The organism is Streptomyces sp. B21-083 (genome assembly GCF_036898825.1).
GTDB lineage: Bacteria > Actinomycetota > Actinomycetes > Streptomycetales > Streptomycetaceae > Streptomyces.
In genome coordinates this window covers 3,731,848-3,750,762 of record NZ_JARUND010000001.1, presented here as the reverse complement: position 1 = coordinate 3,750,762, position 18,915 = coordinate 3,731,848, and the positions used below count along the sequence as shown (strand labels likewise).

Below are 18,915 nucleotides of genomic sequence, written 5' to 3'. Positions count from 1 at the left end.
CAGCCAAGGATGGAAAGGCCACACACGTGACTGAGATCGAGATCGGGCGCGGCAAGCGCGGCCGTAGGGCGTACGCCTTCGACGACATCGCCGTCGTCCCCAGCCGTCGTACGCGCGACCCGAAGGAGGTCTCGATCGCCTGGCAGATCGACGCCTACCGCTTCGAGCTGCCCTTCCTGGCGGCCCCCATGGACTCGGTCGTCTCCCCGGCCACCGCGATCCGCATCGGCGAGCTGGGCGGCCTCGGCGTCCTCAACCTCGAAGGCCTCTGGACCCGGTACGAGGACCCGCAGCCGCTGCTCGACGAGATCGCCGAGCTGGACGTGGACACCGCGACCCGCCGTCTCCAGGAGATCTACGCGGCTCCCATCAAGGAGGAGCTGATCGGCGCGCGCATCAAGGAGGTGCGCGACTCGGGCGTGGTCACCGCCGCCGCGCTCTCCCCGCAGCGCACGGCCCAGTTCTCCAAGGCCGTCGTCGACGCGGGCGTGGACATCTTCGTCATCCGCGGTACGACGGTCTCCGCGGAGCACGTCTCCGGTGCCGCCGAACCGCTGAACCTGAAGCAGTTCATCTACGAGCTGGATGTCCCGGTGATCGTCGGCGGCTGCGCCACCTACACCGCGGCCCTGCACCTGATGCGCACCGGCGCGGCCGGCGTGCTGGTCGGCTTCGGCGGCGGCGCCGCGCACACCACCCGCAACGTGCTGGGCATCCGCGTCCCGATGGCCACCTCGGTCGCCGATGTGGCCGCCGCCCGCCGCGACTACATGGACGAGTCCGGCGGCCGGTACGTGCACGTGATCGCGGACGGCGGCGTCGGCTGGTCCGGCGACCTCCCGAAGGCGATCGCCTGTGGCGCCGACGCGGTCATGATGGGCTCCCCGCTGGCCCGCGCCACGGACGCGCCCGGCAAGGGCCACCACTGGGGCATGGAGGCCGTCAACGAGGAGCTGCCGCGCGGCAAGAAGGTCGACCTCGGCACGGTCGGCACGATCGAGGAGGTCCTCATGGGCCCGTCGCACACGCCCGACGGCTCGATGAACTTCTTCGGCGCCCTGCGCCGCGCCATGTCCACCACGGGCTACAGCGACCTCAAGGAGTTCCAGCGCGTCGAGGTGACGGTGGCGGACTCGCAGCACATGCGATGAGATGACGCCGCGCTCGGCTTGAGCGAGGTCGAAGGGGCCCGGTTACCCGTAGGGGTGGCCGGGCCCCTTCGTGTGTCCAAGTGGCGCTGGTGGGGCGCGTTTCGCGAGCGGGGGCGCACGGTTGCGTTCGGGGCGAATGCGCGCCGATCAGGGGTGGCGAGGCCGCTAGCGTGTGTGTCGGCGCCCCAGTTCTCTGGAGCGCCCCCTTCCAAGGACATGTTTCCGGACCCCCACCCATCGGGGCCCGGCCCGAGTTCCAGCAAGCCGCCTACCGGGTCTATGGGCGGTGTCGCGGAAGGGGGCGCCCATGGGTCGCCACCGCAAGCCCACCCGCTGGGACCGGCTCCGTCTTCGGGCGGTCAAGTTCCGGAGGAGGTGCCTCTTGCGGACATATGGATGGTGAGCGGCCGCCCCCAAAAGAACTAGGGGCGGACACTCGTGAACCATCCAGGAGCCTGCCGCAGTGCCCCTGCGGTGGGCTCCACCTCTTTATAAGGTACCGGACTCGCCGTGGGGCGGCCCGGTGCCGGAGGTGGTGCATCTTGTGGACCTACGGATGGTGAGCGGCCGCCCGAACAAGAACTAGGGGCGGACACCCGTGAACCATCCCGGAGGCTGCCGCAGTAACCCCTGCAGCGGGCTCCACCTGCCTGTACGGTACCGACGCGAGAGCCCCCGCGCCACCGGCCTCCGAGGCTCAGCGACTCGCACGCGCCCCCCTTCACAACCGATGCGCCGCCCCCGTAGGAGTCGCCCCCCGGGTGTCCAGCAGCAGCTGTGCCTTCACCGACAGGCCTTGGAGGTCGTACGTGCGGTGCTGCTGGAGGAGGATCGTCAGGTCGGCGTCGGCTGCCGCCTCGTAGAGGGAGTCCGCGCGGGGGAGGGGGCGCTCCAGGACGCTCCAGGACGGGATGTGCGGGTCGTGGTAGCTGACCGAGGCGCCCAGTTCCATCAGGCGGATCGCGATCTCCTGGGCGGGGGAACCCTGCTGGTCGGCGAGGTCGGGCTTGTAGGTGACCCCCAGCAGCAGTACGCGTGCGCCCCGGGCCGATTTGCCGTGCTCGTTCAGGAGGGTGGCCGCGCGCTGGATGACGTACTGGGGCATGTGGTCGTTGACCTGCTGGGCGAGTTCCACCATGCGCAGGGCGCGGCCCGTGCGGCCGGTGTGGCCCGTGTGGTTGTGCAGGTCCTGGGGGACGGCGTGGCCGCCCACACCCGGGCCTGGGCGGAATGCCTGGAAGCCGAACGGCTTGGTCTCCGCGCAGCGGATGACGTCCCACAGGTCGACGCCCAGGTCGTGGCAGAGGACGGCCATCTCATTGACGAGGGCGATGTTGACATGCCGGAAGTTGGTCTCCAGGAGCTGCACCGTTTCCGCTTCCCGGGGTCCACGCGCGCGGACGACCTTGTCGGTGAGCCTGCCGTAGAAGGCGGCGGCCGACTCGGTGCACGCGGGGGTGAGGCCGCCGATGACCTTCGGGGTGTTGGCGGGGGTGAAGTCGCGGTTGCCGGGGTCGACGCGGCTGGGGGAGTAGGCGAGGTGGAAGTCGCGGCCCGCCCGCAGTCCGGAGCCCTCTTCGAGGAGAGGGCGCAGGAACTCCTCCGTCGTTCCCGGGTGGACGGGCGACTCAAGGATCACCGTGGTGTGCGGGCGCAGGCGCGCGGCGAGGGTGCGGGCGGCGGCCTCCACCTGGCTCAGGTCAAGGGTTCCGTCGGCGCCGCGTGGTGTGGGCGCGCAGATGACGGCGGTGCGTACACGGCCGAGTTCGGCGGGGCCGGCGGCTGTCCGGAAGCCCTTGGAGAGCATGCGGCGCAGTTCGGCGGCGGTGAGGGAACCGGCCTCGGGGCCGGTCTTGTATCCGAGGGTGGGGATGCCTGCGGCGACGGCCGCCTGGGCCAGTGGCAGGCCGAGATGTCCGAGTCCGATGACGGCGAGGTCTGCGGGCATGCGTGGGCCGTCCTTCCCAGTAGCCGAAGCGGGACAGGTGCGCAAGCCCTGTGGACAGAACGAGCGAGCGCAATGTCAGACTAGGAGTAAATATGACCGATATGCGTGATTGGGTGGGCGAGTTTCCACAGGTGTTTCTGCGTGGGTTGTCCACAGACTGAGGGCGGGTGGTGGCCGAAGTCGGGCGACCCGGTCAGAATTCGGGCAGGGGGATCCGGGCAGGCGCAGTCGTACGGCGTGAACCACAGTCGGCCGCTCGTGCGGAGACGGCCGGCGCGACCGACAGCTGGAGGCAGCGATGAGGACAGCGGCACTGGGACCGGCGGAGCGTGCCGAGTCACTGGCAGCAATGGCCGAGCGTGAGCTGGATGTGCTGGTCGTGGGCGCCGGCGTGGTCGGAGCGGGCACCGCGCTCGACTCCGTGACCCGCGGTCTGTCCACGGGACTGGTGGAGGCCCGTGACTGGGCGTCGGGCACGTCGAGCAGGTCCAGCAAACTCATCCACGGTGGCCTGCGCTATCTGGAGATGCTCGACTTCGCCCTGGTCAGGGAGGCGCTGAAGGAACGCGGGCTGTTGCTGGAGCGGCTCGCGCCGCACCTGGTCAAGCCGGTGGCGTTCCTGTACCCGCTGCAGCACCAGGGCTGGGAGCGGCTGTACGCCGGAGCGGGCGTCGCGCTCTACGACGCGATGTCGATGGCCCGCGGGCATGGGCGGGGTCTGCCGACACACCGTCACCTGAGCCGTCGTCACGCCCTGCGTGTCGCGCCCGCCTTGAAGAAGGACGCGCTGGTCGGAGCGTTGCAGTATTACGACGCGCAGATGGACGACGCCCGCTTCGTGGCCACCCTGGTGCGCACGGCGGCGGCGTACGGCGCGAAGGTCGCCAACCGCGCGCGGGTGACGGGCTTCCTGCGGGAGGGGGAGCGGGTCGTCGGTGCGCGGGTGCGGGATGTCGAGGGCGGCGGGGAGTACGAGATCCGCGCCCGGCAGATCGTCAACGCCACCGGGGTGTGGACCGACGACACCCAGGGGATGGTCGGCGAGCGGGGCCGGTTCCACGTCCGGGCGTCCAAGGGCATCCATCTGGTCGTGCCCAAGGACCGGATCCACTCGACGACCGGGCTGATCCTGCGCACCGAGAAGTCCGTGCTGTTCGTGATCCCCTGGGGCCGGCACTGGATCGTCGGGACGACGGACACCGACTGGGACCTGGACAAGGCCCACCCGGCGGCCTCCAGCGCCGACATCGACTATCTGCTGGAACACGTGAACTCGGTACTCGCGGTGCCGCTGACGAGGGACGACGTCCAGGGCGTGTACGCGGGCCTGCGGCCCCTGCTCGCCGGGGAGTCCGACGCCACCAGCAAGCTGTCGCGCGAGCACACGGTGGCGCATCCGGTGCCCGGGCTCGTGGTCGTGGCGGGCGGCAAGTACACGACCTATCGGGTGATGGCGAAGGACGCGGTCGACGCGGCGGTGCACGGGCTCGACCAGCGGGTCGCCGAGTGCGTGACGGAGGACGTGCCGCTGCTGGGTGCCGAGGGCTACCGCGCGCTGTGGAACGCCCGGGCGCGGACGGCCGCGCGCACCGGCCTCCATGTGGTGCGCGTGGAGCACCTGCTGAACCGGTACGGCTCACTGGCCCAGGAGGTCCTCGATCTGATCGCCGCGGACTCCGCGCTCGGCGAGCCGCTGCAGGCCGCCGAGGACTATCTGCGGGCGGAGATCGTGTACGCGGCCTCGCACGAGGGTGCGCGGCATCTGGACGACGTGCTGACCCGGCGGACCAGGATCTCGATCGAGACGTTCGACCGGGGGACGCGCAGTTCGCGTGAGGCGGCGGAGCTGATGGCGCCCGTCCTCGGCTGGGACAAGGGTCGGATCGAGCGTGAGGTCGAGCACTACGACAAGCGCGTGGAGGCGGAACGCGAGTCGCAGCGGCAGCCGGACGACCTCACGGCGGACGCGGCACGGCTGGGTGCGCCGGACATCGTGCCGCTCTGACGCCTTCGCAACTTCCGGTCTCGAACCGCTGGTTTCGGACTTCCGGCGGCTTCCCGGCCACCCTCCTCGAACTCCTGACCGTCACTCGAACGAGTGTCGTGAGCTGGGACCTTTGCCCGGCACCCGTCCGTTCTACGGGGTGCGGGGGCAGAAGTCGGCGGCGAGCGGGGCCGGTTCGGGACCGGGGCCCGCGCTCGCGACGGGGTTCGTCAGGGAGGGGGGGATGGCAGTGACAGCAGGTGAGGCGGGGGATCGGTTGCGCCACGCGGCCTTCCTTCCCACGGGCCGCCGTCCGTCCCGAGGGGCACCCGGGGCATCGGCCGGTTGTCGGGTGAGGGACAATGGAGGCTCTGTCAGGGCGGGTTGCTTGAGGGGACGCATGTCGGAGGCGGAGCGGGCGGGAGCATCCCGTCAGGACAGGAGTGAGCGTCTCCTCGCCGGGCGGTACCGGCTGGGAGGAGTCCTCGGCCGCGGCGGCATGGGCACCGTCTGGCGCGCGGAGGACGAGACCCTCGGCCGGACGGTCGCCGTCAAGGAGCTGAGGTTCCCGGGGAGCATCGACGAGGACGAGAAGCGGCGGCTGATCACGCGGACGCTGCGCGAGGCCAAGGCGATCGCGCGGATCCGCAACAACAGTGCCGTGACCGTCTTCGACGTGGTCGAGGAGGACGACCGGCCGTGGATCGTGATGGAGCTCGTCGAGGGCAAGTCGCTCGCCGAGGTCATCCGTGAGGACGGGCTGCTGGAGCCGCGGCGCGCGGCCGAGGTCGGCCTCGCGATCCTCGACGTGCTCAGGTCCGCGCACCGCGAGGGCATCCTGCACCGCGATGTGAAACCGTCGAACGTGCTGATGTCCGAGGACGGCCGGGTCGTCCTCACCGACTTCGGTATCGCGCAGGTCGAGGGCGACCCTTCGATCACCTCGACCGGCATGCTCGTCGGCGCGCCCTCCTACATCTCGCCTGAGCGGGCCCGAGGCCACAAGCCCGGCCCCGCCGCCGACCTCTGGTCGCTCGGCGGTCTGCTGTACGCGTCGGTCGAGGGTGTGCCGCCGTACGACAAGGGGTCCGCGATCGCGACGCTGACCGCCGTGATGACGGAGCAGCTGGAGGAGCCGAAGAACGCGGGCCCGCTGAAGGACGTGATCTACGGGCTGCTCAACAAGGATCCCGCCAAGCGGCTCGACGACGCCGGTGCGCGCAGGATGCTCAACGGGGTGATCCACGCTCCCGAGCCCAAGCCGGCCGCGCCGGAACCGATGGACACCACGAAGGTCGTGCCGTTGCCGGTCCTGCCGGGCAAGGGCAAGGAAGCCGGTAAGAGCGCGGAGAGCGGGAGCCCGGCCGAATCGGGTTCCGGGGGCAAGCGGGTCGAAGAGGCCGGCGAGCGGTTCCGGGGGGCGTTCCGGTCCGTGAAGAAGGCGGCCGTCGCGGCGAGTGCCGGGGCGGGAGCGGCGGTCCGTACGAAGTCCGCCGGCTCTGCCGGGACCGCCGGTTCCTCCGAGTCCGCGGGAGCGGCCGGGGCCGACGCGGCCTCGGGGACCGCGGGTTCCACGAGCGCGGCGTCGGGGAGTGTGGCTTCCGCCGGTGTGGCGGACAAGGGTGCGAAGAGCGGCGGTGCGCCGGAGACCGGAAAGCGGACCGGCGGTACCGCGCAGGGGGCTGTCGTTCCCGGCGCTCGGGACGGCCAGGCTCGGGACAGGGGAGCGCCGGGGGGTAACTCCGGTGCCGGGGGGCGTAGCTCGGGGTGGCCCGTGGTGCCGCCGCCGGATCTGCCGCCGCGGTCCGTGCCCAGGGCGCCGCTCACCGACGTGGTGCCGAAGCGCACGCTGGTGCTCATCGCGGTGGTCGTCGCCGTCATCGTGCTCGGTGTGGTGCTGGCCCTCGTCCTCGGGGGCGACGGCTCCACCGACAGTTCCGCCGGCGGGGCGAAGAGCGGCGGGGACAAGGTGACGTCCACGTCCTCCGACTCCGCCGCGACCAAGGAGGACAAGGACGACGGCACCCGTACGGACGGTGGGCAGAGCGCCGACACCCCGACCGGCACGGAGACGGGAACCGGGACAGGCACGGGAGCGGGCGAGGGGAACTCACCCAGTGCGTCGGCGAGTGCGTCCGGTAAGTCCGCCGGCTCCGCGGGAGTGTCCACGTACAAGGGCGGGCAGGGGTTCTCCATCGGACTGCCCGCCGGGTGGAAGTACGAGTCCACGGGGGCCGCGGGGGCCCGCTTCGCGGGGCCCGACGGACAGAGGCTGCTCGTGGGGTGGACCACCACACCCAAGAGTGATCCCGTGGCGGACTGGAAGAACCAAGAGCAGTACATGACGCGTTCGCAGTACGACCGGATCCGAATAGCGAAGGTGAGCTACCGCGGCTGGAACACGGCCGACTGGGAGTTCACCTACTCGGAGGGCGGGACGAAGTACCGGTCGGTGGACCGGGGGTTCGTCGTCAACGGCCAACTCGGGTATGGGCTCATGTTCACGGCGAAAGCGTCGAATTGGGACAGTGAGCTGCGCAAGGAGACATGGCGGACCTTCACGGAGACGTTCGAGCCGAAATCGTGATGCGCGCGCTTCCGAGTTGAGGCCGTGAGATCTCGAATCCCCTCTTTGTGAGTTGCCTCCGGCACGTATCGTGAGTGGTTGCGGACCGTACGCATGCAGAACGGGACGTATGGCGAACGGAATTGAGCAGCCGGACGGCCGGGGGAGGCATCGTGGAGGAATATGCGGGGCGGGTACTCGCAGACCGCTACCGCCTGCCGCTGCCGCCGTCCGATGAGTTCGAACAGCGCGAGACCCGGGCCTTCGACACCTACAGCGGGCAGGAAGTCCTGGTCAGGCAGGTGCCGTTGCCCGAAGTCGTCGAGGCCGAGGTGCTCGACGCGGACGGGCTGCCGGACGGGTTCGTGGCACGGGACGGGCGTCGGGTGCGAGGCGCTGCCGCGCGGTCCGCGGCCACCCGCCGACCCAGCGATCCGACCGTACTGCGCGCCATGGAGGCCGCGCAGGCCGCCGCGTCCATCCCTGATCACCCACGGCTCGACCAGGTCTTCGACGTGTTCGCCCAGGGGGGCTCACTGTGGATAGTGAGTGAACTGGTGCCGGCCAGGTCCCTGGAGGCGCTGCTCGCCGAGAAGCCGCTGACGCCGTATCGCGCGGCCGAGGTCGCCGCCGACGTCCTCATGGCCCTGCGGGTGCTGCACGCCCACGGCTGGGTGCACCGCAACATCACCGAGCGCACGGTGCTCGTCTGCGACGACGGACGCGTGATGCTCACGGGGCTGGCGGCCGGGGCGGCGGAAGAGGCGCTGTGCGGGTACGACCCGGTACCCGGCCAGGGCGGGCCTGGGGCGGCCGGCGCGCCGGGGGACGCGAGCGTGGCGGTCGACGCTTCCGGGACGGGTGGCGGTGCGGGTCGTCCCGGTGGAGGCGGCGGGGGTTACGGGGTTGCCGGGGGGAGGTTCGCCGGGGATTCCGGCGTGGATGCCGAGGCTGCTCGGCGGGCCGCCATCGAGGCGCGCGTCGGCGGTGGTGCGGGCTCGGGGAGCGGTAGCGACGGAGGCGGTGGTTACGGACAGTCACCGGCTTCGTCGGCGGGAGGACAGGCCGTGGCGAGGCCGCAGGGCTTGACCGGCGGTGGGGGCGGAGGTCCCGGACGTTCCGGCGGGGGTTACGGGGTTGCCGGGGGGACGTTCGGCGGGGATTCCGGTGTGGATCCCGAGGCTGCCCGGCGTGCCGCCATCGAGGCGCGGGCGGGTGGAGGGATGCCGGGGACCGGCGTCGAGGGGAGCGGCGGAGGCTCCGGCGAGCGGCGGGCGTCGGAGACAGAGGGGGACATCCGGGCGGCGCGGGCCGGGGCCATCGCCGCATATCGGGCGGGGGCCCGGGCAGCGGCCCGGGTTCAGGAGGCCGAGCAGAGCGGGCGCATGGCGCTGCCCGGCGCCCGGCCTTCGATCGAGGCGGCCGGTGACGCGGGTACCGGTGTGCACGACGCCGGTGTGGAGCGGGCTCCGGCCACTCCGCCTCCGGGGCAGATCGCCGACCCCTACGGCGTGCGCAACACGTCTGCCTGGAACGGTGTCGCCCTCCCCGCGAGCGGGGTCGCCGGACCTGCCGGACAGGCGCGTACCGCTCTCCCCGCCGGAGGGAACGGCGCCGCGGCGAACGGGTTGGCCGACAGCATTCCGCACCAGCAGCACCGCCCGCTCACCCACGCCGCGCCTCAGGAGCAACTCCAGGACCAGCCCCACGTCCAGCCGCAGGACCAGCGTCCGCCGGTCGACCGTGTCCCCGGTGGGCCTTCGGGGCGCTGGGACGGCACGGCTGTCGCCGACGCGCCCAGGCGTGGGCCCGCCACCGCGCTGGCCGCCGAGCGGGCACGGCAGGCACGGATGGCTGTCGTCGGGGCGGTGACCGAGCGCTGGGCGCCCGAGCAGGCCGGGCCCGTCCACGAGAACTGGCAGCTGGCCGCGCCCATCGGTCCCGCGACGGACCTGTGGGCGCTCGGCGCGCTGCTCTTCAGGGCCGTACAGGGTCATGCGCCCTATCCCGAGGAGTCGACGGCCGAGCTGGTGCAGCTGGTGTGTGCCGAGCCGCCCGCCTTCGCCGAGGAGTGCGGGCCCCTGCGGCCCGTCGTGGAGTCGCTGCTGCGTCAGGACCCCACCGAGCGGCTCGACTTCGAGGAGTTGAACGGCTGGCTGCGCTCCCTCGTCAGGTCGGCGCCCGAGCCGGAGGCGGGCGCGCACGTCGTCGCCGCGCCACCCACCGATCCGCGCCGGCTGCCGATCGTGCGCCGCCGGGGCGAACTGGTGCGCAGGCGTAAGGCCGGCCTGCCCGCCACCGGTCCGCACGGCCGGCACAAGCGGGCCAGGCAGGAGCAGCGGGCGCCCCGCAAACTGGGCCGCAACCTGCTCCTGCTGATACTGCTGGCGCTGGCCGCGGCGATCGCGTACGCCCTGTTCTTCATGCCGAAGGCCAACAGCGACGGAGCGCGGGACGGGGAGCGGACCGGTTCCGCCGGGAAGGTCAGTGCGGCGCCGGAGCAGTCGTCCGACACTCCGGACGCGAGCAGCGAACCGAGGCCCGAGCAGACCTCGCCCGGCGGCGGAAAGGGCAACAGCGCCTCCCCGTCGGCGGGTTCGTCCGAAACGACGCCGGCCGGCGGGCCCGATGCCGCAGCCGGTTTCACCGTGCACACCGACCCTGCGGGCTTCCGCGTCGCCGTGGCCGACGGCTGGGACCGGGCCGGTAAGAACGGGCGCGGCCAAGTCGTGTACTCGCACGGCTCGTTCCAGCTGATCGTCGTACCGGGCCGGGACACCACCAAGACGTCCGGCGCCGATCCGATGGCGTACCAGCGGGAGCGGGAGTACGAGTTGCAGCCGTTCCGCGACTCGACCTGGGCCACGTCCAGCGGGATGCGGACCATCGAGGTGGGCGGACGGACCATGGTCGAGGGGCAGTTCACCTGGCAGAACAGCTCCGGCAGCGAGGTGTTCGTACGCAATCTCGCGATAGTCGTCGACGGCCGGTACCACGTGGTCCAGGTGCGCGGACCGGAGGCCGAGCGGGACGAGGTGACCCGGCTGTACGAGCAGGCGGCGGCGACCTATCAGCCCACCGGCTGACCGTGGGGTCGTGCCCGGCGGGCAGAACCGTCACAGTGCTGTCTCCGTAGGGCCCCCTGCGGTTCCCTCCGGCGAGGGCGCTCCTTAGTCTTGCCCCTGTCAAGACCATTGCGGGGAAACGTGAATCAGATGCAGGGCCAGCTCCTCGCGGGCCGCTACCGGCTCGTCGACGTCATCGGCAGCGGTGGCATGGGCCGGGTGTGGCGTGCGCACGACGAGCTGCTGCACCGTGCCGTCGCCGTCAAGGAGTTGACGGCCGCGCTGTACGTGTCCGAGAGCGAGCAGGCCGTCCTGCTCGCCCGGACGCGGGCCGAGGCGCGCGCGGCGGCGCGGATCAACCACTCCGCCGTCGTCACCCTGCACGACGTGCTCGACCACGACGGCCGGCCGTGGATCGTGATGGAACTCGTCGAGGGCAACTCGCTGGCCGACGCGGTCAAGGAGGCCGGGCGCGTCGAGCCGCGTGAGGCCGCCAGGATCGGTCTGTGGGTGCTGCGCGCACTGACCGCCGCGCACGCCGCCGGTGTACTGCACCGCGATATCAAGCCCGGCAACGTCCTCCTCTCCCAGGACGGCCGCGTCCTGCTCACCGACTTCGGCATAGCCCAGGTCGAGGGGGACACGACCATCACCCGTACCGGAGAGATCGTCGGCTCGGTCGACTACCTCGCCCCGGAACGGCTGCGCGGCGACGACCCGGGACCGTCCTCCGACCTGTGGGCGCTCGGCGCCACGCTGTACACGGCCGTCGAGGGCCGGTCCCCGTTCCGCCGGACCTCCCCGCTGACCACCATGCAGGCGGTCGTCGAGGACGAGCCCGCCGAGCCGCGGTACGCCGGTCCGCTCGGGCCCGTCATCACGGCCCTGCTTCTCAAGGATCCCGCCGTACGGCCCGGAGCCGCCGAGGCCGAGCAGATGCTCGCGGAGGCGGCGGAGGGGCGACGGCCCCGCGCGGCCGAGCAGTACGTGCCGACGCTGCGCAGCCGGTCGGTGCGGGCGCCGGCGGCAGGGGAGGTCGGGACCTTCCGCATAGGCGGCGCGGCAGCCGCTTCCACCACGGCTCAGCAGGGAACCGTCGTCGGTCCTGCCGCCCCGGGACGGCCGAGCCGCCGGGGTCGGACGATCGCCCTCGTGGCCGCGCTGGTCGTGCTCGTCGGAGTGGGTGGAGCGGTCGAGCTGCACCAGTGGAACTCGCGGTCGCAGGAGGTGGGTTCCGGCGGCGCGGCGACTCCGTCCGGCGCCGCGTCCGGCGAGGCCTCTGCCACGCCCTCCACTTCCACTGCCGCCGCCACCGACGTGCCGAAGGGCTGGGCGCGGGTCGAGGATCCGGCCGGTTTCAGCCTCCCGCTGCCCCAGGGGTGGACGCGGACGGTGACGAACGGGCAGATCGACTACACACCTGACGGCGGGAAGCACTTCCTGCGCATCGCCATCGACAAGGACCCGGACTTCGACGACCCCTACCTCCACCAGCTCGACCTGGAGCTGCAGCTCAAGCGGCTCAGCGAGTACAGCAGGGTGAGCCTGGAGTCGAACATCTACCGCGACCGCAAGGGCGCGCTCTGGGACTTCACCTGGACAGCCCTGGCCAAGGACTCGGAGTTCCCAGGACCGCGGCGGGCCATCGAGCAGGCGTATCTCGGCCGGGACGGAGCCGAGTACGTGATCTACATGTCCGCCCCGGCGGCCGACTGGGTGACCGCGCGTGAGCAGTTCACGACGGTGCTGCGAGGGTGGCGGCCGAACTCCGGCTGACCGCGCCCCCGCCCTGCGGGCCGGGTACGGCGGTTGTCGGTCATCCGCCGCCCACCGTCCCGGAGTCGCGTCCTCCGGTGGGGCATGATGAGGCTCATGGGGACCGAGGGGGAGAGCTTCCGAGTGATCGCCGGGCGGTACCGCCTGGAGGCGAGGGTCGGCCGGGGCGGTATGGGCGTCGTCTGGCGGGCGACCGACCAGCTGCTCGAACGGCGGGTCGCCGTCAAGGAGCTGACGCAGGACACCTCCCTCGCGACGGACGAGGCCCGGCTGCGGCGCGACCGCAGCCTGCGCGAGGCACGCGCGGTCGCCCAGTTGCACCACCCGCACATCATCGTCGTGCACGACGTCGTCGAGGACGACGAACGCCCGTACATCGTCATGGAGTTGATCGACGGCAGCTCGCTCGCCGACCAGATCTCCCGGCGCGGCCCCGTCGACGCAGACGAGGCCGCCCGGATCGGCATCGCCCTGCTCGGCGCCCTGGGGACCGCCCATGCCGCCGGTGTTCTGCACCGGGACGTCAAGCCCGCGAACGTCCTCCTTGAGGACGGAACCGACCGGATCGTCCTCACCGACTTCGGTATCGCCCAGGTCGCGGGCGCGACCACGCTCACCGAGAGCGGCTCCTTCGTCGGCTCGCCCGAGTACACCGCGCCCGAGCGGATGTCCGGCGTCAGGACCGGGCCGGAGTCCGACCTGTGGTCGCTCGGCGCGCTGCTGTGCACGGCGCTGAGCGGCGAATCACCGTTCCGGCGCGACTCGTTGGGCGGCATCCTGCACGCCGTCGTGATCGACGAGGTACGGCCGCCGGCGCAGGCCGCGCCGCTGCTGCCCGTCGTACGGGGCCTCCTGGAACGCGATCCCGAGCGCCGCCTCGACGCGGCCGAGGCGGAGCGGATGCTGCGGGTGTTCCGCGCGACCGGGCGGACACCGAAGCTGTCGGCCGGGTACACCCCGGGCCGGTCGCAGACCCAGCGGCGCGAGGAATCCGGCGGCCGGGAGTCGACGCCGACGGTTTCCCTCCGCAAGGCCTCCTCCCGTGCGGCGGGCCGGCCACCGAGGCCCTCGGGGCGGGCCGTGCTCATCGCCGCGGTACTCGTCGCGGCGCTGGCCGGGGCGGGGGTGTCCGCGGCGGCGCTGCTGATGCACTCGGGCGGCGGCAAGGGCGACGCGCCGAGGAGCTCGGCGCCGGCGACGTCGACGGTGTCGGGGGCGTCGCAGGTGTCACCCGGCAGGACGGGAGCGGCGCCCGGTACGTCGACCAGGTCGCCCGGTGAGGCAGGGGCGCTGCCGAGTACGTCGACGGTGTCGCCCGGTGTGGGTGCGACGGCCGGGGCCACCCCTTCTGCCGCGACCCCCCCCTCCGGCTACCGTCTGGCACGTGACCCGCGCGGTTTCTCGCTCGCCGTTCCGGACGGGTTCACGCGGACCGAGCAGAAGGAGCGGGTCTTCTATCTGTCGCCGGGGGAGATCTTCCGGCTCGGGATCAAGGTCGTCGACCCCCAACCGGGCGGCCCTCTCGCGGTGATGGAGCGGGCGGACGCCAACGGGACCTCCACGAACCCGGGTTACCGCGACGGGCGGGTCAGCGAGACCGTGCATGCCCGACATGCCGCCGCACTCTGGGAGTTCACCTGGGACGGCTTCAGCGCGGCCGAGGGGCCCCGGCACACGTACGACCTGTGCTGGGAGGAGGGCGGGCGGATGTACGACGTGTGGGTGTCGGCGCCCGTCGGCAAGGTGCGGGAGGCGAAGGAGTATTTCGATGTCGCCCTCGACACCTTCGCCGCCGGTGGATGACCGGAAAGAGGGGGAAAGGGAGTGAGGTGGCGATCCTCAGAAACGGAGAGCTGTCCGGAGAATCGCCCGGAGAAGTCCCCTTTTACCGGTCCGGCCCACCCGGAGAGTGAATCCGTCACCGGGACGGGAAACCGGCTTCGCGTACCAAAGCCCCGTCCGACGCCACCACTTGGCAGCCGCCAGCCGTTTCGGTAGCGGCGGCAAAGGCAACACCCGTTCCCCGAGCCGGAGTTCGCCGCTCCACACGCCCCGGTCCAGCTCGGCGACGGGCACGGACACGGTGAACTGCTCGCCGTGCGGGGGCCGTACGGCGGTGAAGACCGCCGCCCCGCCCGGCTCCTCCTCGTTGCGCAGGTGCACGGTCAGTGCCCCGCGCGGGCATGCCCCGAGAGCGCAGCGGCCGGTGATCAGCAGCTCGGTGGGCCGGCCGGCGTGCCAGCGGACGTCTCCGAACGTGATCCGCTTCAGCACCGGGTGCTTCCGCTCGCCGAGGTCGATCGTGTAGTTGCCGTACGGGACGGTGGTGTAGAGCGTGACGGCACGCCGACCACGTACGGTCTCCGTGATCCGCACGTCGGGACGGCCGGGCAGCCGGTCGGCCCGGCTGCTGCCTATGCGCACCTCACGCGTGTGTCCCTGGGCGCAGACGGCGAGGGAGATGTCCCACAGCCCGTCGTCGAGAGGCGATCCGTCGGCGACGGTGTCGATGTCGAAGTCGGCCTCGAAGCCGGCGCTCTCGTACGAGTACCGCCCCTCGTCCTCCTCGGCGCCCAGGCACGAGGACGGGGCGCTCGTGACGGGCAGCCGGTACTCCGTGCCCGACTCCCGCTCCCGCAGGACGAGTTGAGTGGTGACGTCGGGCGCCGCCACCCGGCGCGGATACGCGTACCCGGCCAACCGCACCCGGGTGCCCCGCAGTTCGGCCCGCGAGACGTGATGGCGTATCTCTGCCTCTGCCTCTGCCTCTATCTCTGTCACAGTCCCTGTTCCGTGCTGCTTCAGGGAATCCGTCTCGGGCACGGCCATCGTCACGTTCTCCAGAAGGTGGGAAGTGTGAAGTGCGAATACGCGCGCCGATACCGGGTCTGCGTGGCGACTGGCTCGTGAAGATACCGTGACCCGATCGTGTCTTCAAGGTAAGAGCACCGTGATCGTCCTGCTCGGCGGGGTGAGCCGGGTCACCGTTGAATCCCGCTTTGTTCCACCTGTGAGCAGGCTGAATACGAACTCTGCTAAAACGTCGACATGGACATGGGTACCGGCGTGAGCAACGAGCTGTTCGGGCGTGCGCACGCCCGGCAGCGCTGGGCGGCGCGCGGTGCGCTCGGAGCCGCCGGACTGGCGGTACTGCTGCCGATCGGCTACGCGGGCATGGGCAGCCTGCTGCTCGCGCTGGTCGGCGTGGGCGGAGCCGTGCTCACCGCGTCCAGCCTGTGGTGGGCGCTCGCCCGGCGCGGTTTCGTGCGGGGTGTGGGGGTGGTGCTCGCCGTCGCCACTCCCGTCGGCGTCGTCGCCCTCTTCGCCGCCGCCAACCTGCTGTGGCCCGCGACAGCCTCCCTAGCCCTGTGGGGCGCCGCCGTGTGGGCCGGGAAATTCGCGCTGAGCAGCACCAGGTCACATGTCATTCCGGTCCGCGAGTACGAGTCGCCCGCACCCCTGCGGCCGTTCCTCCTCATGAACCCGCGTTCCGGCGACGGAAAGGTCGAGCGTTTCCGGCTGCGGGAGAAGGCGGAGCGGCTCGGCGCGCGCGTCCATCTGATCGACCCCGGCAAACCGGAACCCGAGGACGTCGTCGCCCTGGCCCGCGAGGCCGTCGCGGCGGGCGCGGACCTGCTCGGCGTGGCCGGCGGCGACGGCACCCAGGCCCTAGTCGCGGGCGTCGCCGCCGAACACGACCTGCCCTTCCTGGTCGTGTCCGCCGGAACGCGCAACCACTTCGCCATGGACCTCGGCCTCGACCGGGACGACCCGGCGACCTGCCTCGACGCCCTCACGGACGCGGGCGGGGTGGAACTGAGGGTGGACCTGGGCTTCCTCGACAGCGGCACGGGCGGGACCGGCGGCGCCGACGGTACGGCGGACAGCCGGCCCTTCGTCAACAACGCCTCCTTCGGCGCGTACGCCTCGATCGTGCAGAGCCCCGCCTACCGCGACGACAAGGTCGGCACCACCCTGGGGCTTCTGCCCGAGCTCCTCACCTTCGAGCGCGGTGCGACGCTGACCGCCCGCGCCTACCCCCAGGCACGAGCGCGGGCGGGGGAGCAGCCGGGTGAGACGGTCATCCACGCGCCGCAGGCCGTCCTGGTCAGCAACAACCCATACCGCATGGACGACTTCGCCGGTCTCGGCCGCCGTGAGCGGCTGGACGCCGGTGCCCTCGGGGTGCTCGGCATCAAGGTCGAGGACGCGGCCCAGGCCGCCGAACTGCTGCTCGGCCGGTACGCCACAGGGCTGACCGTCGTCACCGCCCACGAGGTCGTCGTCGAGGCCGACCTGCCCGAGATCGAGGTCGGCCTCGACGGCGAGGCCCTGGTCCTGCCCACCCCCGTCCGCTGTCGCGTCGAACCGGGCGCCCTGCGCGTCCGCGTCCCCCGCGGGCGGCCCGGGGTGCCCGCCCCCACGCCCCCCATGGACTGGCGGCGACTGCGCAAACTGGCCGCGACGGTGGGCCGTACGGCACTGCCCCGCCGTACGACGGACGCCCTGAACCGGCGTCGACAGGCGTCCGCCCCGCAGGGTAGGGATGACGCATGAGCAGCGGCGCGGAAGTCGGCCCGAACAGGGGCGGGGGGAACGGGAACGGGGGCAACAAGGGCGATGTGGGGCGGCTCGTCGGCGGTCGGTACCGGCTGACCGAGCGCATCGGATCCGGCGGCATGGGCACCGTGTGGCGGGCCCATGACGAACTCGTCGAGCGTGAGGTCGCCGTCAAGCAGCCGAGGCTGCCCGGGGACCCGCAGGACGCCGCCCATCAGCGGATAGCGCACCGCCTTCACCGGGAGGCGCGGGCCGCCGCGCGCGTCGACCATCCCTCGGCCGTCTCCGTCCACGATGTCGTCGTCGAGGACGGACTCCCCTGGATCGTCATGGAGTTGGTGCGCGGCGAGTCGCTGCACGAGGTGCTTCGGCGCGGCGCCGTCAAGCCCGCCGAGTCCGCGCGTATCGGCCTCGCCGTGGTCGGCGCGCTGAGCGCCGCGCACTCCGTCGGGATCGTCCACCGGGACGTGAAACCCGCCAACGTCCTGCTCGGCCCGCACGGTCGGGTCGTCCTCACAGACTTCGGTATCGCCCACATCATGGGCGAGGAATCCCTCACGATGAGCGGGGAGTTCGTCGGCTCCCTGGAGTTCATCGCGCCCGAGCGCATGTCCGGCCGGGGTGCCGGCCCCTCCTCCGACCTGTGGTCGCTCGGCGTACTCCTCTACGCGGCGGTCGAGGGCTGGTCCCCGTTCCGCCGTACGACCGTGGAGTCCACGCTCGCCGCGATTCTCGCCGCCGAGCCGGTCAAGCCCGAACAGGCGGGCCCGCTCGGCCCGTTGCTCGTACGACTGCTGGTGAAGGACCCCGCCGAGCGCCCCGACGCGGACGAGGTCACCGCCGCCCTGGAAGCGGTCGCCAAGGGCTGGCCACTGCCGAAGGCGCCGGAGCGTGTCGAGTTGACGAAGGCTCAGGAGCCGTCCGCGATCAGGGAGTTGGCGGACGACGCGGGGACGGTACGCCTGAGGGCGGAGGGCCGGGCATCCGAGTCCGGACCCGAGCCCCCTTCCGCTTCCGTTTCCGGGCCCGAGACGGTCGTACCCGGCAATCCCGTGCCCGGGACGCCCGGCCCCGAGACCCGCGCCGCCTCGCTGCCCGCCCCGAAGACGCCGCGTCGCGGCCGTTCCCGGCGGGTGGTCCTCGGGGTCCTGGGCGGCGCGGTCGCGATTGTGGCCGTGGGCTTGGTCTTCGGGGGCGCGGTCGTCGAGACCGGCGGCGAGGACGCGGCGGTCGCGGTGGAGGAGCCGGGGCCGCGCGCCTCGGAAGCCGTACCCTCCGTCGCCGTACCGCCGGCGGCGGCCGAGCCCACCCTCGACGGCTGGACGGCCCACGAGGAGAAGGACCTGAGAGCGGTCCTCGCCCTTCCCCGCCAGTACGTCCGTTTCCACGAGCAGGGCGACGCCGGCGACCAGCCGCGGATGGCGATCTACGACAACGACGCGGTCATCCAGGTCCGCCTCACCCTGTGGGACAAGGCGCCCCGCTCGCCCCTGGGGCAGGCGAAGGAGGCCGCCGACACCTGGGCTGGATACGGCGAGTCCACCACCCAGTACACCGACACGACGGTCGGCGGCTACAAATCGGTCCAGGCCGACACCACCTACGACACAGAGGGCAGGCTCGTCCGGGTCATGCAGGTGGAGATCCTGACCGACGACGGCAGACTGTACGAGCTGCGCGTGGACATGCCCAAGGGGACGCCGGACGAGAAGCGGGGGGCGGACGTCTTCAAGGAGGCGCGCGACCGGCTCGCAATCGACAGGACGTGACTCCCGGCCGGGAAAAGTGACGCATCCCGCTGTCCTCCGGGTGAGCGTGCGACGCCCAACGCCCTGATCAGCGGATTCGTTGCCAGTACCTACTGG

10 protein-coding genes are annotated in these 18,915 nt (G+C 72.0%); 8 read left to right on the top strand and 2 right to left on the bottom strand.

The features are described 5' to 3' along the window. Positions 1 to 26: 26 nt before the first annotated feature. The gene (locus QA861_RS16775) at positions 27 to 1,151 is read left to right on the top strand and encodes a GuaB3 family IMP dehydrogenase-related protein (protein WP_006377796.1); all 1,125 of its coding nucleotides are present in this window, start codon (positions 27 to 29) and stop codon (positions 1,149 to 1,151) included. Between the two features lie 721 nt (positions 1,152 to 1,872). On the opposite strand, the gene QA861_RS16770 is transcribed toward QA861_RS16775, so the two are convergent. Further along, positions 1,873 to 3,099 (bottom strand): nucleotide sugar dehydrogenase, encoded by a 1,227-nt coding sequence (locus tag QA861_RS16770; RefSeq protein ID WP_334589127.1) that lies wholly within the window; start codon positions 3,097 to 3,099, stop codon positions 1,873 to 1,875. A 298-nt stretch (positions 3,100 to 3,397) separates the two neighbouring features. On the opposite strand from QA861_RS16770, the gene QA861_RS16765 reads away from it, so the two are divergent. From QA861_RS16765 to QA861_RS16745, 5 genes are all read left to right on the top strand, one after another. After that, a complete protein-coding gene (locus QA861_RS16765) occupies positions 3,398 to 5,104 on the top strand; it encodes a glycerol-3-phosphate dehydrogenase/oxidase (protein ID WP_334589126.1) in 1,707 nt (568 codons plus the stop codon). A gap of 379 nt (positions 5,105 to 5,483) precedes the next feature. Continuing rightward, a complete protein-coding gene (locus tag QA861_RS16760; protein ID WP_334589125.1) occupies positions 5,484 to 7,670 on the top strand; it encodes a serine/threonine-protein kinase in 2,187 nt (728 codons plus the stop codon). 152 nt (positions 7,671 to 7,822) lie between these two features. Next, positions 7,823 to 10,735, top strand: a complete 2,913-nt coding sequence (locus QA861_RS16755) for a serine/threonine kinase C-terminal domain-containing protein (protein ID WP_334589124.1) — start codon at positions 7,823 to 7,825, stop codon at positions 10,733 to 10,735. Between the two features lie 129 nt (positions 10,736 to 10,864). Then, positions 10,865 to 12,490, top strand: coding sequence for a serine/threonine-protein kinase (locus QA861_RS16750; RefSeq protein ID WP_334590593.1), 1,626 nt, complete (start codon positions 10,865 to 10,867; stop codon positions 12,488 to 12,490). 96 nt (positions 12,491 to 12,586) lie between these two features. After that, positions 12,587 to 14,293, top strand: a complete 1,707-nt coding sequence (locus QA861_RS16745) for a serine/threonine-protein kinase (RefSeq protein ID WP_334589123.1) — start codon at positions 12,587 to 12,589, stop codon at positions 14,291 to 14,293. 36 nt (positions 14,294 to 14,329) lie between these two features. Here QA861_RS16745 and QA861_RS16740 read toward each other — a convergent pair whose 3' ends face one another. Then, positions 14,330 to 15,271 carry a hypothetical protein gene (locus tag QA861_RS16740; protein ID WP_334589122.1) on the bottom strand — a complete coding sequence of 314 codons (942 nt, stop codon included), beginning with the start codon at positions 15,269 to 15,271 and terminating at the stop codon, positions 14,330 to 14,332. Between the two features lie 273 nt (positions 15,272 to 15,544). Here QA861_RS16740 and QA861_RS16735 point away from each other — a divergent pair, with 273 nt between their 5' ends. Both QA861_RS16735 and QA861_RS16730 read left to right on the top strand, forming a co-directional pair. Further along, entirely contained in the window at positions 15,545 to 17,047 is a 1,503-nt protein-coding gene (locus QA861_RS16735; protein WP_334590591.1) for a diacylglycerol kinase family protein, read from the top strand. Continuing rightward, positions 17,044 to 18,819 (top strand): serine/threonine-protein kinase, encoded by a 1,776-nt coding sequence (locus QA861_RS16730; RefSeq protein WP_334589121.1) that lies wholly within the window; start codon positions 17,044 to 17,046, stop codon positions 18,817 to 18,819. The genes QA861_RS16735 and QA861_RS16730 overlap by 4 nt, the downstream gene beginning before the upstream one ends. Positions 18,820 to 18,915: the final 96 nt, after the last annotated feature.

What these genes read in the sequence shown, in the direction of transcription:
- QA861_RS16770 (WP_334589127.1), bottom strand. Translation starts at nt 3,099, where the DNA reads ATGCCCGCAGACCTCGCCGTCATCGGACTCGGACATCTCGGCCTGCCA.
- QA861_RS16765 (WP_334589126.1), top strand. Translation starts at nt 3,398, where the DNA reads ATGAGGACAGCGGCACTGGGACCGGCGGAGCGTGCCGAGTCACTGGCA.
- QA861_RS16760 (WP_334589125.1), top strand. Translation starts at nt 5,484, where the DNA reads ATGTCGGAGGCGGAGCGGGCGGGAGCATCCCGTCAGGACAGGAGTGAG.
- QA861_RS16750 (WP_334590593.1), top strand. Translation starts at nt 10,865, where the DNA reads ATGCAGGGCCAGCTCCTCGCGGGCCGCTACCGGCTCGTCGACGTCATC.
- QA861_RS16745 (WP_334589123.1), top strand. Translation starts at nt 12,587, where the DNA reads ATGGGGACCGAGGGGGAGAGCTTCCGAGTGATCGCCGGGCGGTACCGC.
- QA861_RS16735 (WP_334590591.1), top strand. Translation starts at nt 15,545, where the DNA reads ATGGGTACCGGCGTGAGCAACGAGCTGTTCGGGCGTGCGCACGCCCGG.
- QA861_RS16730 (WP_334589121.1), top strand. Translation starts at nt 17,044, where the DNA reads ATGAGCAGCGGCGCGGAAGTCGGCCCGAACAGGGGCGGGGGGAACGGG.